Below are 25,125 nucleotides of genomic sequence, written 5' to 3'. Positions count from 1 at the left end.
TTCAAAGATCAAACTTATTTTACTATCTCTTGTGTTTCCCGTGTCAGCACTGTGTTTCAGCGGCGACTTAAATAATATATCATACGGCTGAATGTAATGCAACAGTTTTTTTCATTTCTTTTCTTTAGTAGTTTTGCATTAGCTTAAGCTATATATCCGTTCCCTATCTTGTCCTATCATATTAGGTTACGCTCATAGGGTACAAATATTTTAACATATTTATGAAAGGGTTTACAATAACTTCTTAATAAAAGCTTTTTATCTTTTCCTAAGTAACTATACCTCCGTTATGTGCAACTCAATGTTCACTCAGGTAAGCGGGAAGCCAGCTCTCTATTACAGAACTGGCTTCCCGCTGAATAAAACAAGCACCTTACTTTTTCATAAGTCGCAGTCCCCAGGTTATTTTTGTATCCATGGATTACGACGCTTTTTATCGGATTTCCGTTGGTTGGAAGTAGCTGCACCCTCTCTGGATGTTTTCCCGGACACGGATACCTTGGATTTATTCTTCAGAGGAGCCTTGGTTGTTCTGCGTTTTGCAGCGGCCGGTTTACTCCCTGCTTGCTTGGACTTCCCTTCCGAATCTGATCCAACCTCTTCAATTGCTACCTGACTTAGGTTAGCGTCTTCACGCCCCCCTTTTTTACCACCCTTTCCTTGCCCTTGAGGAGGATACATTTCACCAAATGCTCCAAGCGGGGACGGCGGAACCATGTTCTGAGTAGGGTACGGATTCTGATAAGCATACTCAATCGGCTGGTTTGGCATCGTTGATGTGGACATTTCAGGCGGCATACCGTATGAAGGACCATACATATTCCAAGCCGGATCGTGATATCCATGAGAAGGATAAGTATACTGAGGCATATGTGTATGTGAGCCACATCCGCATGGAGGGTACGGAAGCATTGAGTATGGAGATATGAAAGGCGGCTGATGATTCATATGACTAGGTGCTGCATACGTTGGGAATGGACTATTCACTTCGCCAGCTGGCGCAATCGGAAATGAGTTATTTTGCATTTCTGCGGACAGATTAGGCATAACGTTATTGTGGTTATAACCCTGCTCCGCGCTAGTCCACGGACTGTTAGGCAGATCATTACCACTATAAGGACTAACTTCCGAAATCCCTGGAAACGACGCATTGTTACTCGCTCCAGCCGTATACATGTCTTGCTGAGCACCATACACCTCTTGTACAGGAACCGGGATTTGAACATAAGGGTGCTCGGCTGGCGCATGATGCATCTTATTACCACAACCACAAGGCTTTTTCGTTGCTGGTACAACCTCAGTTGGAGACTTTGTATTAGGCATTACAGGCAAAGGCATAATTTCAGGGGAAAGATTAGGCATTGTGTATTTCTTGGATTCTGCTACCGGTTTTACATGAACTTCGGGTTTAACCTCTTCTTTTTTGTGCGTTTCCTTTTCTGGTTTCACTTCAGGAAGCTCCGGCAACTGCGGCAGTACCTCCAGTTCTGGCTTCACATTCGGCTTTACCGGATTTGCTGGTGGTGGAGCAGGTACTGGGACCGGAACAGGAACCTCTGCTACCGGAGCAGGGGGAGTTGGTGTAACTGGAGCCGGTGGTTCCGGTTCTTTAACTCCCGTGTATTCCTTACCTTCAGGTGACAACTTTTCATGAGCAGCAATGTTGCCGGCACCCGAATTAGATGTGCTGTTTCCTTGTGCGTGCATAGATGGAATATAAACTGTCTCCCCCACCAGCAGAGCATTCGGATTTTTCAACTGTGGATTGGCATTGATCATATCTTTTAAAGGAACTCCCCAGGCTTGTGCCAACTTCCATAATGAATCTCCTTGCTGCACCTTGTGACTGTGCAGCACACCCTCAGGCTTCGGAGTTACTGGCTCTGCAGGGATTTTGACCTTCATGCCAATATCCAGCTTGTCGGGATTTGTGATTTGCGGATTAGCCGCGATCAATTTGTCCAGCGCTACATTGTATTTTTGGGACAGCAGATATAATGTGTCGCCTTTTTTCACCATGTGTATTTTCACAGGGAACTAACCTCCTAGACGTCATACTTGGGCAGTACATTCGCCCATACCGTTACTACATCCTATGCAGAAACCGGGCTAATGACATCAACTAAACAAAAAAAATCCTCCTGTCTCTAAAATTCCCATACACCAGGTATGCAGAATTTTATCGGACAAGGAGGATTCCTGTTCCCTATGCTATGCAATTCTAACTTAAGATTCCCACACTTTATATCCATCTTTGTCAACAATCTGACGGAATGCTTCTAGAAGTCTCAGCGTTACTGGACCTGCTACCCCCGTGCCAATTGTTCTTCCATCCACTTCATATGCAGCGATAACTTCTGCAGCTGTCCCGGTGAAAAAGACTTCGTCTGCGATATACACATCATGCAGGGTGAATGGCACTTCTTTTAATTCAAGCTCCAGTTCGCCACATAGATCGATAATCGCTTGACGTGTAATCCCTTCAAGTGCACCGAGATAACAAGGCGGCGTGTACACTACACCATTTTTAATAATAAAAATGTTATCACTTGAACCCTCAGTAACGTAACCTTGGGAGTTCAGCATAATTGCTTCACCAGCACCTGAATAGTTAGACTGGATTTTAACCAGGATGTTATTCAGATAGTTCAACGATTTAATTTTTGGATTTAATGCGTCCGGAATGTTCCGGCGTTGGGATACGGACACGGCTTTCAACCCTGTAAGATACGCTTCCTCCGGATAGATCGCCAATTGCTCCACGATGATGATTACGGATGCCTTAGGACAACGTAACGGGTCCAACCCCAGATTACCAGGGCCACGCGATACAATAAGACGAATATAACCATTACGCATATCATTACGTCGCACCGTTTCAGCCATGACTTCCAGCATCTCATCAATGGACAGCGGGATGTTCAAACTGATGGATTTTGCCGAATCATACAAACGATCCAAGTGGGCCTTACATCTGAAAATGTTTCCGTTATAGATCCGAATACCTTCGAAAATCCCGTCTCCATACAAAAATCCATGATCATATACCGAAACGGTTGCGTTCTCCTTGGTCACATACTGACCATCCAAATAGATCCATTGTTCTGCCACCGATGACTGCACCTCCATAAAATATCCATTCCCTGTTCTCCAAAACGTTATTAACCCGTCCATTGTACACCAAATGACAAGCCATTACTCACTCATTCTACCCCGACTTATGACAACCTTCTAACATTCCCAAACACCCTCAGGTCAATTATCTCGAAGGATATGTATAACAAGGATAGCTACCCAGAACGCGCACCTGACAATTCAATGCTTCAATCTCTGCCATGGCTGCGGTAAGCAATACCGAATCGACCGTTTCCACGACATCAATGTAGAAATGGTAACTGCCCAATCGTTTCTTCGTTGGACGAGATTCGAGACGGGTCAAGTTCAGCTTCCGCCATGCAAAAGCCGACAATACCTGATGCAACGCACCCGGTGCATCTTCTGGCAACGTCACCAGCAAGCTGGTTTTTACATGATCCGGTTCACGTGGAATGTTCACAGGTTCATGGCCAATGAGCACAAAACGGGTGTAGTTGTTGTCATGATCTGTAACCCGTTCAGCCATAATGTCCAGACCATACTTCTGAGCAGCAAGCTTTGTACCGATCGCCACCCAGCCCTTACCCGGATTTTTTTCCACAATTTCTACAGCTTCGGCTGTACTGTTCACACCTTCAAGGTCAGCCCCGGGTGAATGCAGCCGAATAAAATTCTGACACTGCGGAATAGCCACAGGGTGAGACATAATCTTGGTAATTCTACCAAAGTCATACTCGCCGCTCTCTGTCTTAAATTCCGAGCCATGTCCAATAACATTCTGGATGGATGGGTATACCCACTCTGCTTGCATTGGAATGTCCACTTCATTCACAAGCCAGTCCATATGGAGACTAACGGAACCCTCAATTGTATTTTCAATCGGAATGACACTGTATTGCGCAATCCCGCTATCCGTTGCTCTAAACACATCCGAAATCAGCTTGGAATGAAGCAAATCTAATGGTTCTCCGTTGAAAAGGAAATCAATTGCCTCATGAGAGACTGAGCCTTCAGGTAATACTGCAATTCGTTTCATGCATTAACTTCCCCTTTGATTCTGTCCAGAAAAGGACGTTTGTCTTGATCAGGCAGCACGGTTACACCGTCCAGATCCGGATCGAGCCACAGTGCAGAAGCAGATATTCCCTCCCGCTCCATGGTGTCCAGCAAATATTGTTCCAATCCCGCTTTTCGGGTGTCATGACGGTCTACCAAAGTCAATACGGTCGGGCCAGCTCCGCTCAGAGCAGCTCCCAGCGCTCCATGATCAACAGCATGTTCCAATATCTCAGCCATGCCTGGCACCAATGATGCGCGATATGGTTGATGAATTCGATCTGACATCGCCTTCTGAATCATATCCAGTCGTCCACTCGCCAAAGCGGCAACGAGCAGTGAGGATCTGCTGATGTTATGCACCACATCAGTCATGCCAAATTGCTCTGGAATTACATTCCTTGCTTTTGAAGTAGACAGCTGGAATTCAGGTACAATAACCAAAGCCTGCAAATCCTGGTGTGGTTCAATACGTATATGATCTACCTGTTGACCATTCCATGCAGCCGTAATAATACCGCCATACAGAGATGCTCCCACATTATCTGGATGCTTCTCCAGGGATGTGGCCATATCCAGAAGTTTCGCATCGGATAAAGGAGCACCAATTAATGCATTCGCTGCTGCCAATGCCCCAACGATGGCTGATGCACTACTCCCGAGCCCCCGCGTAAGCGGAATATCAGAATACATGGAAATCTCCAATTCAGGTACGGACACCCCGGCTTCATCGAATACCATCTGTGCCACTTCGTAAATCAAATTCGATTTGTCTGTTGGCAGGCCTGTCAAATGATTGCCGTGAAGATGAAATGACGTCTGCTTGGCAGGTTTCATTTCCAACCAGGCATACAAAGACAATGCCATGCCCAGAGTATCAAACCCCGGACCGAGATTGGCTGTGCTTGCAGGTATTTTTACGGTTACCTTTTCACGCAAACTCATACAGATTGCTGCTCCAGTTGTGCAATGGCCGCCATTACTGCTTCTTCCGTATCTTCAACAACAAGTGGCTCAGTCGCTACTGTTTTGATCGCAATATTAGGATCTTTCAGGCCATTACCTGTCAGTACACAAACTACAGTCTCTCCGCCTTTAAAATACCCTTCACTCTTCAGTTTGTATACACCGGCAAGGGAAGCCGCAGAAGCAGGTTCAGCAAAAATCCCTTCCCGAGAAGCAAGTGTACGATACGCTGTCAGGATTTGTTCATCCGTTACATAGTTAATCTGTCCACCAGATTCCTCAGCTGCAGCTACTGCCGTTTTCCAGCTCGCCGGATTACCGATTCGAATCGCTGTTGCTACTGTTTCAGGTTCAAGGATCGGCTCACCTTTGACAATGGCCATCGCACCTTCTGCTTCGAAACCAACCATACGTGGCAGCGTGTTAGATTTACCTGCCTCTTTATATTCTTTGAAACCTTTCCAATACGCAGAGATATTCCCCGCATTACCGACTGGAATAGCCAGAACGTCAGGTGCTTCGCCAAGTTGTTCAATCACTTCAAACGCTGCTGTCTTCTGTCCTTCAATCCGGAACGGGTTCACAGAATTTACAAGCGTGATCGGATGTTTGGCTGTAATCTCACGCACAATCTCCAGTGCACGGTCAAAGTTACCATTGATCGCAATCACCTTAGCTCCATAGATCATGGCTTGGGCCAGTTTACCCAGTGCAATGTTGTTATTCGGGATCAGTACGATACAATTGAGGCCACCACGTGCGGCGTAGGCTGCTGCAGCTGCTGACGTATTACCTGTGGATGCACACATGATTGTACGGCTGCCCTCTTCCATAGCTTTGGCAACAGCCATAACCATACCGCGGTCTTTGAAAGATCCCGTAGGGTTCAAACCTTCATACTTAAAATAAACATTCAAACCGAGCTCCTCAGACAGATTCTCTGCATGAATCAACGGTGTATTTCCTTCCTGAAGCGTAAGCAGGGGTGTGTTTTCATTAACTGGAAGGTGCTCTCTGTATGTTTGCAAAAGTCCTTGATATCTCATTGTGGGTAAACTCCTTTATGTTTTAATAATCTGAAATGATGACCTGTTGAACCGGATATGATTAACTTGTACGTTATAACTGAAATAATTGAGATGCCGTGTGGGATACGGACATTTATCCTTCGACCCGGTAAACACTCTTAATGCGGCGAATGACGCTGAGTGATTCAAAATGTTTTAACACTTTATCCACGCTTGCCTTACTTGCATTATGTGTAACGATAATGATCTCGGCATCCGGGTTGTGCTCATTCGGCTGTTGAACAACCGACGCCAGACTGACATCATATTCTGCGAAAATTTGTGTAATTTGTGCTAATACACCGGCTTTGTCGTCTACGTGTAGTAAAATAAAGTTTTTCGACACGATCTGCTCGTCGCTTTGCAGTCGCTTAATCTTATAAGGCACAATGGCTTTGAGACCGTTCACCCCAAGTTTAAGGTTTTTGGTAACTGCCACAATGTCAGCTACAACCGAAGTTGCCGTTGGGAGTTCTCCCGCACCCGCACCGTAGAACATCGTCTCCCCTACAGCTTCACCGTGTACATATACTGCGTTGAACACACCGTTGACTGAAGCAATCGGGTGATTCTGTCTAACCATTGTCGGCTGAACGCTGATCGTGATCTCATCGCCAATTCGGTCCGCAATACCAAGTAACTTCATCTCATAACCCAGTCTTTTGGCATACATAATGTCTTCACGAGTTACGGAGGATATTCCTTTAACGGTTACATCCTTCAACTCCACATTGGTACGGAAACCGAGTGTACTCAAGATCGCCATTTTGCGAGCTGCGTCAAGTCCCTCCACATCGGAAGTTGGATCCGATTCGGCATATCCCAGAGCCTGTGCTTCAGCCAGTACTTCTTCATAGGATGCACCTTCCTGGCTCATTTTGGTCAGAATAAAGTTCGTTGTTCCGTTCACAATTCCCATAATGCGGGTAATCCGGTCAGAAGAGAAACCTTCAATCAGCGTACGAATGATCGGAATCCCTCCAGCAACACTCGCCTCATAGAACACGTCACATTGTTTTTCCTGTGCCTTCGCCAAAATCTCTGTACCATGCAGTGCCATGAGATCTTTGTTTGCTGTTACGATATGTTTCCCACGTTCCAACGCTTCAAGAATATACTCCTTCGTCTGATCAATGCCGCCCATGACCTCAACGATGACATCAATATCCGGATGACGAATGACTTCCCAAGGATCTTCCGTAAGCTTGGCACGGTCTACAGCAATAACACGGTCTTTCTCTGTATTTTTCACTGCGATCTTCTCGATGACAATCGGCGATCCAACCTGACTACTCAGATCTTCCTGATTCCCTTCCAAAATGCGAACGACTCCCGTTCCAACAGTTCCCAGACCCAACAATCCGACTTTTACTGGCTTCACTAACGATCTACCCCCTAATGTCTATTCTTGTCTGTCAGTCCTGTATGTTAAAGCCTAATTACCCTTGGCCTACAATACGCGTACGTCTTACTCCAGGCATATCTTGCATTCGATCCAGCATTTCACCAATTTCGCCATGAAGATGTGTCGTTTCCACTGAAATGACAACATTGGCTCTTCCCTGAAGCGGGATACTCTGATTAATCGTGAGTACATTAGCTCCATAACCAGCTACATGTCCAAGCACACGAGACAAGATACCCGACTGATGCTCCAGATCAATGGAGATCGTTACAATTCTCTCGCGCTCAAGCTGGTTGATCAGATGAATTCCATCCTTGTACTTGTAAAAGGCACTCCGGCTTAATCCGACCTGTTCAACCGCCTCATGCACTGTTTTAACATCACCAGAAGCCAGTAGTTCTTTTACCTGCATGGTCTTCACCACAGCCTCTGGTAAAATATCTTCCCGTACTAAGTAATAGCGTTCGTTCACAGAACGTCCTCTCCTCAAAGACTCATGTATTCATATAGTGGACATTATATAGGATCTACGCCAAAAGGGCAATACATGACACGCCTATTTTTTGAAATACGTTCCTCACAGTATACAAGTTTATCCCTCTCCCATGTCAGGAAAAAACAAAAAAACGCAGAGTTGTGGGTCAACTTCCCACTTCTCTGCGTTCATATATCTATCTGTCTCCATAGAAGACGGCTACTTAGTAGTAACTGCTGCCTTCCACGAATTCGAATTCAAAGTCTCCGATGCGCACGATGGTGCCTTCTACAGCTCCGCGCTTACGCAACTCAGCATCCACACCCATATAACGCAGTGTACGTGCGAGTTTCAATATAGCTTCATGTGAGTTCAGTTGCATCCGTTTCATCATTCGGTCAATCTTGGCACTTTCGACAACGAACATTTCATTCTCACGCACAATTTTGAAACCATCGTCTTCTTTTTTGTCCAGACTGTATACTTTGCGTTCAGATACATCTGCTACCTCTTCAACCACTCGTTCGTCTGGAACCTGATCCAGCAGATCAGCTGCACGATACAGAAGTTCTTGAATCCCTTTTCGGGTCAAGGATGAAATTGGCATCACTTCAATATCAGGTTGAACTTCACGAACTTGCTGTAAAAATTGCTCCAGGTTCGCTTCAGAGTCTGGCATATCCATCTTGTTAGCTGCTACAATTTGCGTTCTTTCGGCGAGAAGCGGATTGTACAACTTCAATTCGTCATTGATTTTCTGCCAGTCTTCAAAAGGATCGCGTCCTTCCGAACCCGACATATCTACGACATGAACAATAATACGAGTACGCTCGACATGACGCAGGAACTCATGTCCCAGTCCGACCCCTTCATGTGCACCTTCAATAAGTCCAGGCAAATCAGCCATGACGAAGCTTCGGCCTTCTCCTACACCAACTACACCCAGATTCGGTGTAATGGTTGTGAAATGGTATGCCCCGATCTTTGGCTTGGCTGACGAAACGACAGAAAGCAATGTAGATTTCCCGACACTCGGGAAACCAACCAGACCAACATCTGCCATAACCTTCAGTTCGAGTACGATGTAACGCTCCTGGCCTTCTTCACCATTCTCGGCAAGTTCAGGTGCAGGATTGTTCGGTGTAGCAAATCGGATGTTACCCCGTCCGCCCCGACCACCACGAGCAATAACAACCTGTTGACCGTGACGGGTCATATCCGCCAGTACTTCTCCACTGTCTTCATCCAAGATAATAGTTCCTGGTGGAATGCGCACAATCATGTTCTCCGCGTTTGCACCATGCTGACTTTTATTACGTCCCTTCTCACCACGTGGGGCCTTGAAGTGACGTTGGTAACGGAAGTCCATCAACGTCCGCAAACCTTCATCCACACGGAAGATGATGTCAGCTCCTCTGCCTCCATCGCCCCCGGCAGGTCCGCCGTTTGGTACATACTTCTCACGACGGAACGAAATAATTCCGTCCCCTCCGTCTCCGGCCTTTACATAAATCTTCGCTTTATCTACAAACATTGGTTAACCCCTTCTTCCTATATTCCACACGGCATTCTGAATTGTATAAACGTATCCTCAGACGGAAACTGCTCCGTTCTGACTTTTTTTCCTTGGAGTACGGCAGTAAGCTGCCGCAGTGTTTCCGGATCGGGTGTTTGATCCCCGTCCAGTCGGACAACCACATCTCCATGATCCTGTCCGAAGTTCAAGGTCAGTTTGCGAACCTCTCCCCAAGAAGACCGGCCGCCGCCATATTGATAGGCCCTGATTGCATCCGCAATCGCCCCGGTAAGTGACTCGCCATCCTCGGGAGAGACCAGAGCACTAAGCTGCAACTCATCTTCTATTTCCACATGCAAGTCCAGTGCACTTCCACTGGCGCGAAAAGACTGAAGATAAAATACAAGGGAAGGAATGCCTAATCTAGAGATTCGGCTTTCTTCTGTAACCCGCTCTTTTATTCTTTCCACACATTGCAAGGATTTATCAAGTTTGCCCAGCCTAAGATATCCATATAACACCTGAAGGTCGTTCATCCAGTCGTGTCGATGATGATTTAATGAAGCAATTGCTGTTTTTTCCATGGATTGTATGATGGCTCTGCGTTCCGCCTCCGCCTGTTTCTTCATCGCATTCACAGAAATGAGCAATACTGCGACGGACCACAATGCGCACACGACGCTTGAGATCATCGCCGGATACAACATAACGAAAACCAAAGGAATCAGAAGTGAACATGCCGCAATCCACGGCACTCTTTTCCAAGATTTCATGGCTTCTCCCCGTTCTACAAAACTCGGTTGGTCTACACCCACCGTAACCAAGTATAACATGTCTTTTCTGCCAGTTCATTATCGAATAACCGTTGAATACAAAAAACCTTCGGCAAAAATGCCGAAGGCTCCTTAGGCGGAATGCCGATATTACGCTTCTACTGCTGCTGCTACAGGAGCAACATTAACAGGATAGATGCTTACTTTTTTGCGATCGCGTCCCCAACGTTCGAATTTTACAACGCCGTCGATTTTCGCGAACAAAGTGTCATCTTTACCGATGCCAACGTTAGTTCCTGGGTGAATTTTCGTTCCGCGTTGGCGAACGAGAATGCTACCACCAGTTACAGTTTGACCATCAGCACGTTTAACACCCAGACGTTGAGCATTACTGTCACGTCCGTTCTTCGTGGAACCTACACCTTTTTTCGATGCGAATAACTGAAGATTTAATTTCAACATGATTGGTTGTCCTCCTTCTTTGCTTATTTGAATTGCTGTATTTTAATATACTTCCCGTATGACTCTGCAATATTAGAGAGCATAACCACCATGGATTCGAGTAACAATTGTACCTGGGACCAGGTTTCCCCTCTCTCTAACAAAGGTAAAGAACCGCTTAAAAAACCATTCTTCATCTTGGCATCCATTTCGACACCTGTCAATGTTTCAATCGAGTTCACCGTACCCACTGTAACAGCGGATACCCCGGCACATACGATGTCTTCTCCCCGCTTGGCAAAATTAGCATGCCCTTCGATGGAAAAACGTTCGATGTTCCCGTCCTCATCACGAAAGATTTGAACGATAATCACTTATCGCACCTTCTTTACGCTTTGATTTTTTCGATAGTTACTTTAGTGTACGGTTGACGGTGACCTTGCTTCACATGGTAGTTCTTTTTAGGTTTGTATTTGTATACGATAACCTTTTGTCCTTTGCCATGTTTCTCCACTTTAGCCGTTACAGTAGCTCCGGAAATCAATGGTGTACCTGCTGTCAAACCTTGATCGTTAGATACAGCCAGGACACGGTCGAACGTTACGCTTTCGCCATCGTTCGCAGTCAATTTCTCGATGAACAGAACATCGCCCTCTTGGACTTTGTACTGTTTGCCGCCTGTTTCAATAATTGCGTACATTTGCCTTGCACCTCCTCATGTCTCAGACTCGCCCGTTCTCAGGTGACAGTATCCTTGCGGAACTGTTCTTATACCCGGCCAGTGCGGTTACAGCATGTGCAAGACCATTAGGCTAAACACATACTTGAAGATTATATCACGCAATATATCAAAAATCAATGTAAAGGTGAAATATATCTTTTTCCCGTTCCATGGCAGGAAGAACACGGCTCCACATAGGGCAGCGTACTTTCTTCCCGCACTTTCTTACGGGTAAGTTCGAGCAAGCCCAGCTTGGTCCAACCCATTACAAACGCTTTGGTCCGATCCTTCTTGAGCTCGCCCTCCAAGGTTGCTGCGACTTCATGCCGATTCGAGGCTTCCTCCATATCAATGAAGTCGACAATAATCATGCCACCGATATCTCGCAGGCGCATTAAACGGGCAATCTCCACTGCTGCCTGTATGTTGGTCTCTGTCACGGTCTCTTCCAGACTGTCACCGCCAGCTCCCGTATATTTACCTGTGTTCACATCCACTACAGTCAGAGCTTCGGTATGATCAATAACAATGTATCCGCCTCCGGGCAACCACACTTTCCGGGCAAAATCCTTATTCAACTGTTCCTGTACACCATAGGCAGCAAAGATGGATTCTGTTCCCCGGTACACCTGTACTTTGGGTTGATGACCAGGACTAATCTCTTCGAGCAATGCTTTTACCTCACGGGCTTGTCCTTCACTATCAGTGATGACTTCGTCACTCCCTGGCGTATACACATCTCTGATGATTCGCTGTACCATGCTATGATCCCGATGCAAGAGGCTTGGTGAAGGCAAACTGTCCGCTTTTTCACGAATCAGATACCACTGCGCACGTAATGTCTCCAAGTCCGACTTAATGGCTTCATGCTGCTCTTCTCCAGATACGGTCCGAATAATAAGTCCTTCTTCATCCCGCCTCAGTTGCTCCCCAAGTGCCTTAAGACGAGAACGATCCCCTTCACGGGCAATTTTCTTGGATACCGCTACATAGTCAGCAACAGGCATGTAGACAAGCCAACGGCCCGGGAGTGAATAATGAGTCGTCACCCGAGCTCCCTTGCCTCCTACCGGTTCTTTCAGAACCTGAACAATGACTTCCTGACCCGGACGAAGCAACTCCGAGATGGAAGGCTTCACCTTGGGCTGTTTCTCCAGATGGGGATGCAACACATCATCCACGTAGAGAAACGCATTCTTTTTCTGACCAATATCCACAAAAGCAGCCTGCATACCTGGTAACACATTCACGACCCGTCCCTTGAAAAAGGAACCCAGCAGTCCACGCTCGCGTGTACGCTCTGCCGTAAATTCCACAGCTTTGCCTTCTTCCAGAAGCGCCATTTGCATGAGGTTATGTTCATTATGTACTATCATTTGTTTCATGGCTTCACCTCTAGAAGACAATTCAATTCATCCACATCCATTTCAGTATCTTTTCAATTCTCATTGTACATGTATTAACCCATTTCAGAACAGGTCCACCAGAACACTACAATTTATCATCATTTTGCCTAAAATAGGAACCGATAATCCGTTGCTCAGGCAAGACGGCCATAATTCGACCCTGTCTGTTCATCACGTATACCATATGGTATCTTTCTCTCTTTAATAGACGCAAAATAGTGTCCAAAGGTTTCGCCGGAAATGAGATTATTGGCTGCGCCAAACTGCCAGTAGCCGCGTGACGAGCGAACACACCCTCTCGATTCATGAGGAAACGGATAAAGCGATAAGGCACATTTCGGTAATCTGTTAAGTTGGAATAGAACAAAAAAAGGCCGATTAACAGAATGTTGAGCGGTAGGCCGTAGTCTCCAGTAAACCATCGGCTGATAGCATATAAAATAACCCCTACGCTACACAGGATGCTAATTCTGTAAGTCCACATTAATGTTGTATAGTAGGGTGCCCACAGACTGACAAGCGCCTGAACAATTTTACCTCCGTCCAGAGGAAGTACAGGGAGCAGATTGAAGAGGGCAATAAGTAGGTTCCCCTGAATGATATAATTGAGAAAAACCGGATCGCCCAGATTTCCATACTGCAACAGCAAAACCACACCAACCATCAGCATGTTTTGTAATGGACCTGCCAGAGCAATGATGATTTCCCGGTATGCCGTGATCGTACCTCCATCTTCGATAACCGCTACTCCTCCAAAAGGAAGCATCTGGATTGACAAGACACGATAACCCAGAAGGGCAGCAGCCGAAGCATGTCCACATTCATGAATGAATACGATGGCAAACAACGTAATAAGTTCAATAAAATGTCCAGTCAGAAGGGAAGCCATCATGATAATTACAAAAAACGGATGAAACGTAATTCGGACTCCCCACACCCTAATCAAGGGCAACAACTTCCGCCGGGTCTACGTACTCCTCACCCTCTTTGACCGCAAAATAGAGCGTGGCCGGTTGTTCACCACCCGTAGCCTTGAGGCTCCCTACTGGATTCCCCGCTTCCACCCAATCATTCACGTTCACTTCACTTTCGTTCAACCGACCGTATATTGCCGTGACATTGCCTGTATGCTGGATGACAACTGTGAACCCACTTGCTGCATCGCCGATAACCTCCATGACACGCCCTGCATCAGAACTTGCGACCTGTATAAGTTCTGCACCTGCGGCATCCGGAACGATCTCAATTCCCTTCATGCTCAGCGCGAATGGCTGAACCACTGTGCCTGAGATTGGTTTGTCCAGTAACTGCCTTACTTTCAATCCGTTCACGGCATCTGTCGTATGTCCGAGGACCGGAAGAAACGAAGGCGTTCCTCCAAAATGCCGTTCATACCAGGCCGCTGCTGAGGCAAAATCCATATCCCGATGGAGTGCATCCGCAATTACTGTTTTGGGTGATGTCGTCCACGATGTATCCAACTGAAATAAACCCCATACTCCGCCAAATATCAAAGCGCTAATAACCGTCCGTTTGAGAAGTGACTTGAACAGGTTGAATCTCGAATGCCCCCCTGGAACGAAATGACCATTCTCTTTTTTCCACAACCATTCCGGATCTCTTTCCTGTATCCCCTCACTAGGCGTAAATGGTTTTGGGTGTATGATCTCATTCTTGTCCAATATTGAACCTACTTTTTGCTCCTGTAAAACTTCAACAGTCGCACCGCCCATCAGTCGCCGAATGCGTTCTTCTCGTCTCTGCTTGATTCTGAGTTTCGTGTTCATGGAATGTCCTCCCGCCGAGGCTTGTTTACTACATCCTATGAAGAGGCGGTTGATAATATGAACAAGCCTGCCCGCAGGTAACAAAAAAAGCCGGGCTATAAGCCACGGCTGTCATGTAATCAGATAATGAATAAGTCCATTTTAATGAATTAACCCATTCCGAAGAACTTTTTGAAACGAGTAAAAGCGCCCTTTTTCTGCTCCAGCTGCATCAATGGAACCGTATCTCCCAGAATGCGTCGTGCGATATTGCGATAGGCAATCGCCGCAAGTGAATCCGGATTCATGACCGTAGGTTCTCCTGAATTGGCCGCTTTGATGACCAGTTCATCATCAGGCACGATGCCAATCAGGTCAATATTAAGTACTTGTAAAATACCATCGATATCTAACATGTCACCCGATTTAACCATATTATTGCGAATTCGATTCACCACCAGCTTTGGTGATTGAATGTGTGAACTCTCCAGCAGGCCGATGACACGATCGGCATCACGCACTGCAGCATTTTCCGGTGTAGTGACCACGATGGCCTGATCTGCTCCTGCTACCGCATTTTTGAAACCCTGCTCTATACCGGCTGGGCAATCAATAATGACATACTCAAAATCTTTTTTCAATTCAAGGATAATATCTCTCACCTGTTCTGGCGACACTGAGTTTTTGTCTCTCGTCTGCGCCGCAGGCAACATGTATAATTCTTCGAAACGCTTGTCTTTGACCAAAGCCTGATTTAGACGGCAGCGGCCGTCCGCAACGTCGCACAGATCGTAAATAATACGGTTTTCGAGTCCCATCACGACATCCAAATTACGAAGGCCGATATCGGTATCTACCAGACAAACCTTTTTGCCGAGCAGCGCCAGCGCTGTCCCGATGTTTGCCGAGGTGGTTGTTTTACCCACGCCGCCTTTACCCGAAGTGATCACGATCGCCTCTCCCATGAGCTACACTCCTTTAAACACATTAAAATCTCGGCGTAACCGAACGATATTGCTCATTTTGTCTATCTGCATCTGATTGTCCTGTAAGTAAGCAAATTCCATTCCGGTCTCTCGGCTCTCCCATTCATCGGGAGGACGACTGATGATATCCGCAATCCGCAGCTGCGTCGGTGCAAATACCGAAGCGGCAATAATCGCTTCCTCGTCCCCGCCAATTCCGGCATGAGCCATACCTCTGAGTGAACCCAACACATATATATCTCCGGTACACGTCACTGTGCCCCCCGGATTGATATCCCCAAGAAACAGGAGATTTCCTTCATGATGAAGCACCTGACCTGAACGCACCATACCACACATGGTTACAATCGGCGGTGGTCCTTTAACCTCCGGTTGGAGTGCAGGTGAGTCGATGGATCGAATAAGCAAATTCCCTTTTTGCTTCAATATATCGAGGATTGCTTCTTTCTGGTCCTCTGTCACTTTGCGGGCACCCAACTTGATATCCACATGAACAATCGGTCCGGTCAAAATATTTTGATGGCTGTGTTCCAGCTTATAGCGGAGCTCATAGAGCAATTCCTCGAATTCACATTGATCGTCCAACAGGAAAACCAGGCCGTCTCGGATGCCTTTAATCGTTACGTGATTCGATTTTACCGTCATAAGCCTGTCCCTCCCATCTCATTACATTTCGTGCCCGGGGCCCCAAGTTCCTGCTTTGCGCTCCATAAATGTATTTAGGAAGCTTCTTCTGTCTTGCTCCGTCTCTTGCCGATCCGCTCCAGTTGTTTCCGAAGCGGGACATATATGATCAAGGCAAACACAAAATGAATGAACAAATTAGGAATCATGTATTCAATCAACGCCCAGTCAAAGGTCACGTGGTTAAGTTGGAAGAGCTTGTACAGGAAAAATAGCATGGTGTCATTAAGCAGACTTCCCAAAATGACAACCGATACCATAACCGGCAAGGGTGCACGAGGTGCTTGAAAAATGAGTCCCATCATGTATGCCGATAATCCCATCGAGAATCCATAAGGTCCAATCATCTCGCCGTAGAATACGACGTCATGCAATAGTCCAAAAAATATACCAAGCACTAGTGCTGTGTGCCGATGATGATATACAGCGATAAACAAAATTACGATATAGACCAGATTGGCAGAGATACGCATCTGCCAGCCGGAAGGAATGAGCAGCGGCAAAATCGTGCCTTCCGCAATGAACAAAACGAATAGTAACAGGAACAAAACTTGCTTGCGCGTCACCATTACTCTTTTACCTCAGGCGGGATAATGATAATCAGTTCTTTCCAGTCCAAAAAGCTTGCATATGGCTCAATTGTAGCTGTTTTTGTTAAACCATACTCACTTTTCTCAACACTCTTCACTTTACCAATCCGCATGTACTTCGGAAAATTGTTAATAATTCCGGAGGAGATAATCTCATCATCCTCTTGGATATTAGAATCTTCTGAGATTTTGGTCATCTTGAGCATGCCCGTCTTCGGATCGTAGCTCTCAATCATACCAAATACTTTCTCCTTACCTACTGCCGTTGCTGCAATGGCATTGGATGTCGGATCATTGGCGTCCATGGAGGTTAACAGATTAACCGTTGATGTATATGAGCTGACATGACTGATCACGCCGACCAGCCCTTCCTGGGAGGTCACGGCCATCCCCGGCTTAATTCCAGCATTTTCACCAATATCAATGTTAATGGTTCTGCTATTGGGATCCGAATTGGCACTGATAACCTGAGCAATTCGTGAACCGTAATTATAGCGATTCTTCTGTTCTTCTGTGAAATTGAGCGCTTTCTGAAGCTGCTCATTCACTTGCTCCATATCATTGTACTTCAATCGGTCACGAGTATAGTGACCCATTGCGATGCGAAGCTCTTCATTCTCATCATATACCGTACGCATGTTCGCTACATCTTTGAAAAAGCCCGCTACATAGGAAGCGGGCTTGTAAAATACGTATTGTACAAATCCAACTGAATCCTTCAGGAATTTCTCCGGCCAGGATAGAGTGGTTCGCGGACTGAGCGTAAAGCCCATTAACGCGATAAATGTAACAAGGCCCACCAGCAAAACAAAAAGTCTTTTGTTGCCTAGCAGTTTAAACAGTTCGAACACCCTCTAACATCCATATTCTCTTCCGAGCCATGCCCGGCGGGGAGACTGTCAGACCTGTAGTCCCTGCGAGAATATCAGCTGATCCTCCCCTGTTAAGCGGGTAATAGCTCATCCCCGGGGTTAACCGGGTACTCTATAACGATACCTTGCCACTTAGTCGCAATGCCAAGTTGGGCAAATACCAATTAACGTTTGGAACGAACTGCCGAACTACTTCTGCTTTTGAACAAATGAATATTCTCTAGCGCTTTACCTGTTCCGATCGCTACACAATCCAGCGGGTTCTCAGCCACAATGACAGGCATTCCTGTCTCACCAGCCAGAAGCTTGTCCAGGTTGCGAAGCAGCGCTCCACCACCTGTAAGAACGATACCCCGATCCATGATATCGGCTGCAAGTTCAGGCGGGCATTTTTCCAGTGTTACCTTTACCGCTTCAACAATCGCATTCACCGTATCAGCCAGCGCTTCACTGATCTCGTCCGAAGTAATCGTAATTGTCTTCGGCAGACCTGTTACAAGGTCACGTCCACGAATTTCCATCGTTTCTACTTGTTCCAATGGCATAGCTGATCCGATGTCCATCTTCAATTGTTCCGATGTACGCTCACCGATCATGAGATTGTATTGACGTTTGATGTACTGGATAACGGATTCATCCATCTCGTCACCTGCTACACGGACCGAACGGCTCGTTACAATACCACCAAGAGAGATAACGGCCACTTCCGTTGTACCGCCACCAATATCTACAACCATACTACCCGTTGGTTCCCATACAGGCAGGTCTGCACCGATTGCAGCAGCAAAAGGCTCTTCAATTGTATAGGCTTCACGTGCCCCAGCCTGTTTGGTTGCATCTTCAACCGCACGTTGTTCTACTGCCGTGATCCCGGATGGTACACATACCATCACGTTTGGATGACGCTGGAACATGGAGCGTTGTTTCTGCGCCTCACGGATGAAATATTTGATCATCGTTGCCGTTGTATCAAAATCGGCAATAACGCCATCTTTCATTGGACGAATGGCACGAATGTTACCTGGTGTACGTCCAATCATTTTTTTGGCGGCTTCACCTACTGCCTCGATGCTATTTGTATCTGTCCGTATAGCGACAACCGAAGGTTCTCGCACCACAATTCCTTTTCCTCGTACATAAACCAACGTATTTGCTGTCCCCAAGTCAATACCCAAATCTTTCGTAAAACCACCAAACATAACATAATCTCCTTTTCTGCCTCATATAGCCGCTCCATTCTGATCCAGAGCATAATAATTTCATTCCCACGTAACACGTGGAGCTAATATTCGCATTTGTTTTTTTGCATTTGTAAAGTGAACCTATCTTTTACGGACAACGCCGTTAACATTCATAGGAAAACATCAACGCCAACCATTATATTATACTAAGCCCTTCTCCTTCAAACTTACGTACGTTCCATCTCCGATAATAATATGATCAAGCACGTCAATGCCAACAATAGCGCCTGCTTCAATCAGTCTCTTGGTTATTTGGATATCCTCCGGACTGGGCGTAGGATCACCACTCGGATGGTTGTGTGCGCACACAATCGATGCGCTGCTACATTTGATGGCAGCCCGGAACACTTCACGTGGATGTACAATCGAAGCGTTAAGGCTGCCCATGGAGAGTGTTTCCTGGGCAATAATATGATTTTTGCTATTCAGAAAGAGACACACAAAATGTTCTTTTTGCAAGTAACGCAATTGTTCCATCAGGATATCAGCTGCATCACGCGGTGTACGAATTGAAGTCGACTGCGTGAGTCTGCTCTTGGCAATCCGATGACCCAGCTCAATGCCAGCTTTCAATTGCACAGCCTTGGCATTGCCAATCCCTTTCATCGCAGTCAATTCTTCCAGACTCAGATCCATCAACGAGCGGATACCACCCGCTTCGGCCAGAATCCGCTGTGCCATATGCACCGCGGATTCCTGTCTTGTGCCTGTTCGAAGTAAAATTGCCAGCAATTCAGCATGGCTTAAGGCGCCCGCCCCATATTCCATCATGCGTTCTCTCGGGCGTTCTTCCTGGGGGATGTCGCGCATCATGTATTGAGGCGACTCCATATGTTCCCTCTTTTCATTTCACAACATTTGGCTTCATTCATATTCGTGGCAACACATGCACGCCGAACCCGTCCAACATATCACTTAGCAAGGATAGCGGCAAACCAACCACATTAAAATAACATCCTTCAATGCGGTCGATCAGTGAAGCACCAATGCCCTGAATGGCATATGATCCTGCCTTGTCTGAAGGCTCACCTGTCTGCACATAAGCACGGATGGTCGCATCCGACAGTTCTTTCATCGTTACATCGGTCTGGCGGTAATGAACTAACGACTGTCCATTGCCCGCATCAATACAAGCGACGCCCGTAAACACCCGATGTACACGGCCCTGCAGCCGGAATAACATACGTTCAGCATCGGCTTCGTCTACAGGTTTGCCTAGAATCTCACCATCCAGAACAACAACGGTGTCACTACCAACAATAATGGCTTCCTGCTCGCGTCCTTCAAGCCCGCGATACACGGCAAGCGCCTTGCGCAAAGCAAGCTCCTGTACAGTCTGTTCAGGTGTCCACTCTGGTGGTGTATCTTCATTGGCATGACTTGGTATTACATCAAACGCTAGGTGGAGTGATGCGATCAGTTCTTTGCGCCGAGGCGATGTGGAGGCCAGAATAATAGGGCGCTGTTGTGTGTTATCCAAAATGAACGGCTCCTTATGCCACGGCAACATCCTGTCCGGATCACGATAATAGATGTCACTGGTTTATTTTTTTTCGTCATAACTCGTCATTCTCCTACAGTCTGCGATACAGCCACACAGCGGCAATCATACCGATCAGACTCAGAAGGCTCATTTGAAATTGAAGTGAAATATCATAACTGATAATATCCAGATCAGCCTGCGGCGACCAACGTATGGTCGTGGCTTTCGTAAGAAAGGCTACTGCCTTTACAGGCTGCAGTGCCTTGGCGATCCACGCTCCGGCCATCCAGCCGAGCAGCAGAAACAGCAATAACATGCCGAAGTTTTTTTTCATCGGTAATCTTCCCTCGCCATTTTTTGACACCCACATTATTATACGGGGTTTTGTACGTCAATACAAACACAAATCCGGCAAGGGGAACTATTTCCAGTTCCTTGCCGGATGGGTATTTCCAAGCGTTGTTATGGGAAAGAGCATGTTACTGCTTAATCGCTTCGAGCCATTTTTTCTGCTGCAGTACATATTCCATCAGATCGGACTGCACGGACCACATGTGCACATCATCCGGGTTTTTGTTGTACTCCGCGATAGCCGTAATTGCACTGTTCATTGATTTCTCCATTCCACCAATAATAGGTTGTACATCTGCGGTCAGGCCGGGTGAGAGGCTATTCAAACCAGTTAACCATGACTGATGCTTATTCTGAATCGCGGTCATCGTTTCTGTAGAAACCGCTGCCGGAGCAGATTGTCCCAACTGCTGAATGGATAAGGTAGATAATTGTTCGACCAGTGCAGAACTGTTTGTGAAGAAAAGCTGTACATCCTCTTGCTTGCCGCCGAATATAGCCGGATTGATCTCAGGGTTCACAATCTCCTTGACATACAGTTCAACTCCCTGGGCTTTTAGCCTGGAGCTAAGTAGCTTGGCCTCTTCACGATCAGCCGAGATGCCTGCATATACTCGATTGCCATCTTCGGGATCAGAACCTGCGGCTATACCTGCTTGAGCCAGCTCAAGTTTGGCCTGCTCAGCTCGTTCAGGAGAACTGAATACGCCATATTGAAGTGCATAATACGTGCTGCCAGTCGTAGCTGTCTTAAGCTGCTGCTCTGTCCCTGCAGCCCCCTCCTGACCCGTCACGGTGGAAACCGCCTGATTGACTGGCAGAAGATCGCCTGGCTTCGCGGCTCCTTCTTTATTGAAAAATGAAAGAATAACCATACCAAAGAGTGCTCCGGTAACAAGTGCCCCAGTAACAGAACCAATCATTTTCCATCCCCTTGGAGGGCGATTGCGTTTATAGGAATAATTCTCCGAATCTGCAAGCCAGTCGTGGCCTTGATCATCATGGGTATTGGACAAGTCACGACGCTCTTCCTCCGGATTATCGGTGTGATTAACATAACCGTAACCGGAACGGTTCCCAGAATAATGGGCCCCATCCCAGTTCAAGTTCGAATCATGACTCACCCGCTCGTCAGGTGCAGGTACAGTAGAGCTTGTCAGCACCGTCTCTCCCCAGTCTCCGGGGATATCCTCAGGCATCCATGACGGGGTCGTATCCATCTGTTTAGGCGTTAGCGGTTGATGATGCGGTAATTCTTCACTTAACGTAACCAATGGACTGGACGCGGATATCCTCTTGTTTTCAGGCTTGTCCGACTCATGATCCCCGAAGCGAAACGTCATTCTAGCATTGCTCACCCGTACCCTCTCCTTTGTCCCATTTATATCAGCTATATGCAGAGACTGGAGAAAACATTCCATATAACGCAAAAAACGCCTGCTTCGTATCGAAGACAGGCGTTTTCTCAATTGATTTATTTCAAACCTTTGGCAAGTGTATCGCCGACTTTCCAAATATCACCTGCACCCATCGTAATCACAAGATCTCCTGGCTGCAGACGATGCTGCAGATCAGCGACAACTTCTTCTTTTGTAGGAAGGTAACGTGCAGAAGCATTACTGTTTTGAACGATTAGTTCAACCAGTCTGGCTGAGGTTACTCCTTCGATCTGTTTTTCCCCCGCAGGAGAATAGATATCCGTAATAAGTACCTCATCCGCTTCCGCGAAAGCACGACTGAACGCATCCAGCAGGAAGAATGTCCGCGTATAACGCTGTGGCTGGAATACCGCAATAATGCGTTTGCCCGTTGCTTTGGCTGCACTAATGGTAGCTTCAATCTCAGTTGGGTGATGAGCATAATCATCGATGATCAGCATATCACGCGCCTCGCCCAATACCTGGAATCTGCGTTTGGCTCCGTGGAACTGGATGATAGCTGCCACAATCTTCTCAAATGGAATGCCTGCTTCCAGACAGGTAATCACAGTAGCCATCGCATTATAAACGTTATGCTTACCCGGCACTGATAATTCCACCGTGCCCATAGCAGCACCCTGATGATTCATCGTAAAGGAGATACGGCGATCGCCCAATACAATATCCGTTGCCGTATAATCTGCAGCACGATCAATACCATAGGTTGTAATCCGTGACTTGAGCTCTGGCAAAATCGCTTGAACATTCTCGTCGTCAGAACATACAATCGCTGTTCCTTCTGGACGAATCTGACTCAGGAACTGCACATAAGCCTTTTTGAGCTCCTCAAAATCACTGTTGTAATTCTCCAGATGATCTGCCTCAATATTCGTTACAATACCGAGCCATGGATGGTACTGCAAAAATGAACCATCGCTCTCATCCGCCTCAGCGACAACCCAGTCTCCCTGGCCTGCCTTGGCGTTGGTACCCACATTCATGATTTCTCCGCCAATGATATATGTCGGGTCCGTATCACATTTATCCATAACAAGTGCAATCATGGATGAGGTGGTTGTCTTACCGTGAGCTCCAGCCACAGCCACACCTTTACGTTCGTTCAACAAACGTGCAAGCATCTGGGAACGATGCAGAATCGGAATGTTCAGCTCTGCAGCTGCTACCCGTTCCACATTATCAGCAGGCGCTGCCGTAGAGTAGACAACCAGGTCTGCTCCAGTAACGTGCTCTGCCGTATGTCCGATATATATTTTCGCTCCCTTGGCTGCCAACTTCTCGGTCAACTCCTGTGAAGCGACATCCGATCCGGTAACGGTGTATCCCATTTCCAACATAACTCTTGCGATGGCACTCATGCCATATCCGCCAATCCCTATAAAATGAACGTGTTCCGATGTATTTAACAAAACTTTCACCAACCTTTTTCAGAATCGGTTTGATGCAAAAGGGCTGCCCGCACATCCGCAATCAGGTACAGTGTGCCGGAGACCACCCCCAGATCTTCCGCTTCCGTCCGTGACTTCAATAGATCAAGTGCCTTTGCCCATTCGGGCTCGACGATGATTTCCAGTTCCTGCTTCGCAATGGCGGGACGTACCCGTTCGACAATCTGCAGCAATTCGGCTGCATCCATTTTGCGTCGGAAATCTGGCTCGGTCAGGATCAGCGTATCCACTAGTGGCAGTATATGCTGCAAATACGCTTCGTGATGCTTATTTGCCAACATACCCATCATCAAAATTAACTTGTTGTGCGGATAGACATCCATAATGCTCTTGGCCAGTGACTCTGCCCCTTCCGGATTATGTGCTCCATCGAGCACAATTCGGGGTTCATCGACGACTTTTTCGAATCTCCCTGCCCAGAAAGCATTCTCCAGTCCAAGTGTAATATCGTTGTTATCCAGCATAAATGCCATGTATTGTCTGAGCAATTCAAGCACCATAAGTGCAGCCGCTGCATTGTCACATTGATGTGAGCCCTGCATGCGTATGCGAACGTCCAGATCACGGAACGGGCCTGTAAAATGAAAAGATTGTCCGTTCTCATTGCTGTCCAGTCTATGATAAGAGAATTGATCTCCAGCCAAATACACGCTTGATTGAAGCTGCTGTGCTTTCTCCTGAATCACCTTCACAGCTTCGGGTTGAGTTGCGCAAGTCACAACGGGTACTCCCGGCTTGATAATGCCTGCCTTTTCCCAGGCAATCTGCTCAATCGTATCTCCAAGCACATCCGTATGATCCATACCAATGTTGGTGATGACGGACACAACAGGTGTGACAATATTCGTTACGTCCATCCTTCCCCCTAGCCCCGTCTCCCATACCACAACGTCAGGGTAACACTCTTCTGCATAGTACAGAAGCGCCAGAGCCGTGGACACCTCAAACATCGTGGGTGATCCAAGCGGAGTAGAGGCCATTTCCATGACCAGTGGATGTAATCGGTTCGAGAGCTTAAGCAGGATTTCTTCAGGAATATCCTCACCGTTGTATTGAAAACGGTTTGTAAACTTGGTGATATAAGGCGACGTAAAGGTACCCACATCATATCCAGCCTGAAGAAGCACTGACGTCAAAAAAGCGCAAGTCGAACCTTTGCCGTTCGTTCCCGCGACATGAATAAATTTGAGACGTTGGTGTGGATTGCCTAACATGGACATCAGATTCTCGATTCGTTCCAATCCAGGTCGGATGCCAAAAGGAATAAGGCCATTGATCCAGTCCACGGCCTCGTTATACGTAAGTAAAGGAGCTGCTGCATCTGTCCCGTCTAATTCCGTCATCTG

26 protein-coding genes and 1 other annotated feature are annotated in these 25,125 nt (G+C 46.8%); all 26 genes read right to left on the bottom strand.

All coding sequences use genetic code 11. The annotated features are described in order from the left end of the window. Positions 1-402: 402 nt before the first annotated feature. Positions 403-2,031: a LysM peptidoglycan-binding domain-containing protein gene (locus J7E78_RS08685; RefSeq protein WP_215075820.1), complete on the bottom strand. Its 1,629-nt coding sequence runs from the start codon at positions 2,029-2,031 to the stop codon at positions 403-405. Between the two features lie 195 nt (positions 2,032-2,226). Beyond that, positions 2,227-3,111 carry a branched-chain-amino-acid transaminase gene (ilvE, locus tag J7E78_RS08680; protein ID WP_017692630.1) on the bottom strand — a complete coding sequence of 295 codons (885 nt, stop codon included), beginning with the start codon at positions 3,109-3,111 and terminating at the stop codon, positions 2,227-2,229. Positions 3,112-3,259: 148 nt separating this feature from the next. Then, entirely contained in the window at positions 3,260-4,132 is an 873-nt protein-coding gene (gene pheA / locus J7E78_RS08675) for a prephenate dehydratase (protein WP_215075819.1), read from the bottom strand. Further along, positions 4,129-5,097 (bottom strand): homoserine kinase, encoded by a 969-nt coding sequence (thrB, locus tag J7E78_RS08670; RefSeq protein ID WP_215075818.1) that lies wholly within the window; start codon positions 5,095-5,097, stop codon positions 4,129-4,131. Before thrB ends, pheA begins: the two co-directional genes overlap by 4 nt. Next, the gene (thrC, locus tag J7E78_RS08665; RefSeq protein ID WP_036605915.1) at positions 5,094-6,164 is read right to left on the bottom strand and encodes a threonine synthase; all 1,071 of its coding nucleotides are present in this window, start codon (positions 6,162-6,164) and stop codon (positions 5,094-5,096) included. Before thrC ends, thrB begins: the two co-directional genes overlap by 4 nt. A 115-nt stretch (positions 6,165-6,279) precedes the next feature. Then, a complete protein-coding gene (locus tag J7E78_RS08660; RefSeq protein ID WP_215075817.1) occupies positions 6,280-7,566 on the bottom strand; it encodes a homoserine dehydrogenase in 1,287 nt (428 codons plus the stop codon). A 58-nt stretch (positions 7,567-7,624) separates the two neighbouring features. Beyond that, complete coding sequence (locus J7E78_RS08655; RefSeq protein ID WP_017692625.1) at positions 7,625-8,062, bottom strand: ACT domain-containing protein; 438 nt, start codon at positions 8,060-8,062, stop codon at positions 7,625-7,627. Between the two features lie 226 nt (positions 8,063-8,288). Beyond that, positions 8,289-9,599 carry a GTPase ObgE gene (gene obgE, locus J7E78_RS08650; RefSeq protein ID WP_076216952.1) on the bottom strand — a complete coding sequence of 437 codons (1,311 nt, stop codon included), beginning with the start codon at positions 9,597-9,599 and terminating at the stop codon, positions 8,289-8,291. 17 nt (positions 9,600-9,616) lie between these two features. Then, entirely contained in the window at positions 9,617-10,354 is a 738-nt protein-coding gene (locus tag J7E78_RS08645; protein ID WP_215075816.1) for a Spo0B domain-containing protein, read from the bottom strand. Between the two features lie 150 nt (positions 10,355-10,504). After that, positions 10,505-10,816, bottom strand: coding sequence for a 50S ribosomal protein L27 (gene rpmA, locus J7E78_RS08640; RefSeq protein WP_017692622.1), 312 nt, complete (start codon positions 10,814-10,816; stop codon positions 10,505-10,507). Positions 10,817-10,839: 23 nt separating this feature from the next. Beyond that, a complete protein-coding gene (locus tag J7E78_RS08635; RefSeq protein WP_036605912.1) occupies positions 10,840-11,169 on the bottom strand; it encodes a ribosomal-processing cysteine protease Prp in 330 nt (109 codons plus the stop codon). A 14-nt stretch (positions 11,170-11,183) separates the two neighbouring features. Further along, entirely contained in the window at positions 11,184-11,495 is a 312-nt protein-coding gene (rplU, locus tag J7E78_RS08630) for a 50S ribosomal protein L21 (protein ID WP_091037543.1), read from the bottom strand. A 14-nt stretch (positions 11,496-11,509) separates the two neighbouring features. Further along, positions 11,510-11,594 (bottom strand) — a sequence feature (ribosomal protein L21 leader region). A 56-nt stretch (positions 11,595-11,650) separates the two neighbouring features. Next, positions 11,651-12,901, bottom strand: coding sequence for an Rne/Rng family ribonuclease (locus J7E78_RS08625; protein ID WP_091037546.1), 1,251 nt, complete (start codon positions 12,899-12,901; stop codon positions 11,651-11,653). Positions 12,902-13,007: 106 nt separating this feature from the next. Continuing rightward, entirely contained in the window at positions 13,008-13,868 is an 861-nt protein-coding gene (locus J7E78_RS08620) for a M50 family metallopeptidase (RefSeq protein ID WP_215075815.1), read from the bottom strand. Continuing rightward, positions 13,861-14,709 (bottom strand): M23 family metallopeptidase, encoded by an 849-nt coding sequence (locus J7E78_RS08615; protein ID WP_215075814.1) that lies wholly within the window; start codon positions 14,707-14,709, stop codon positions 13,861-13,863. The genes J7E78_RS08620 and J7E78_RS08615 overlap by 8 nt, the downstream gene beginning before the upstream one ends. Before the next feature lie 149 nt (positions 14,710-14,858). Then, complete coding sequence (minD, locus tag J7E78_RS08610) at positions 14,859-15,653, bottom strand: septum site-determining protein MinD (RefSeq protein ID WP_110001376.1); 795 nt, start codon at positions 15,651-15,653, stop codon at positions 14,859-14,861. A 3-nt stretch (positions 15,654-15,656) separates the two neighbouring features. Beyond that, a complete protein-coding gene (gene minC, locus J7E78_RS08605; protein WP_215075813.1) occupies positions 15,657-16,319 on the bottom strand; it encodes a septum site-determining protein MinC in 663 nt (220 codons plus the stop codon). 74 nt (positions 16,320-16,393) lie between these two features. Continuing rightward, on the bottom strand, positions 16,394-16,927 hold the full coding sequence (gene mreD, locus J7E78_RS08600; protein ID WP_036605906.1) for a rod shape-determining protein MreD: 534 nt from the start codon (positions 16,925-16,927) through the stop codon (positions 16,394-16,396). Continuing rightward, a complete protein-coding gene (gene mreC / locus J7E78_RS08595; protein WP_215075812.1) occupies positions 16,927-17,799 on the bottom strand; it encodes a rod shape-determining protein MreC in 873 nt (290 codons plus the stop codon). The genes mreD and mreC overlap by 1 nt, the downstream gene beginning before the upstream one ends. A gap of 185 nt (positions 17,800-17,984) precedes the next feature. Continuing rightward, complete coding sequence (locus J7E78_RS08590; RefSeq protein WP_017692612.1) at positions 17,985-19,019, bottom strand: rod shape-determining protein; 1,035 nt, start codon at positions 19,017-19,019, stop codon at positions 17,985-17,987. Between the two features lie 183 nt (positions 19,020-19,202). Next, positions 19,203-19,892 carry a RadC family protein gene (radC, locus tag J7E78_RS08585; RefSeq protein WP_036673540.1) on the bottom strand — a complete coding sequence of 230 codons (690 nt, stop codon included), beginning with the start codon at positions 19,890-19,892 and terminating at the stop codon, positions 19,203-19,205. Positions 19,893-19,929: 37 nt separating this feature from the next. Further along, on the bottom strand, positions 19,930-20,541 hold the full coding sequence (locus J7E78_RS08580) for a Maf family protein (RefSeq protein WP_251034904.1): 612 nt from the start codon (positions 20,539-20,541) through the stop codon (positions 19,930-19,932). A gap of 94 nt (positions 20,542-20,635) precedes the next feature. After that, positions 20,636-20,878: a DUF4321 domain-containing protein gene (locus tag J7E78_RS08575; RefSeq protein WP_047841183.1), complete on the bottom strand. Its 243-nt coding sequence runs from the start codon at positions 20,876-20,878 to the stop codon at positions 20,636-20,638. Positions 20,879-21,023: 145 nt separating this feature from the next. Continuing rightward, positions 21,024-22,253: an SPOR domain-containing protein gene (locus tag J7E78_RS29800; protein WP_215075810.1), complete on the bottom strand. Its 1,230-nt coding sequence runs from the start codon at positions 22,251-22,253 to the stop codon at positions 21,024-21,026. Positions 22,254-22,369: 116 nt separating this feature from the next. Beyond that, positions 22,370-23,689: a UDP-N-acetylmuramate--L-alanine ligase gene (gene murC, locus J7E78_RS08565; protein ID WP_062837803.1), complete on the bottom strand. Its 1,320-nt coding sequence runs from the start codon at positions 23,687-23,689 to the stop codon at positions 22,370-22,372. Positions 23,690-23,745: 56 nt separating this feature from the next. Then, complete coding sequence (locus tag J7E78_RS08560) at positions 23,746-25,122, bottom strand: bifunctional folylpolyglutamate synthase/dihydrofolate synthase (protein WP_215075809.1); 1,377 nt, start codon at positions 25,120-25,122, stop codon at positions 23,746-23,748. Positions 25,123-25,125 lie beyond the last annotated feature (3 nt).

It is taken from the genome of Paenibacillus polymyxa (assembly GCF_018614975.1).
Classification (GTDB): Bacteria; Bacillota; Bacilli; order Paenibacillales; family Paenibacillaceae; genus Paenibacillus; species Paenibacillus polymyxa_E.
The sequence above is the reverse complement of the archived record's forward strand: the minus strand, read 5'-3'. Positions and strand labels throughout refer to the sequence as shown.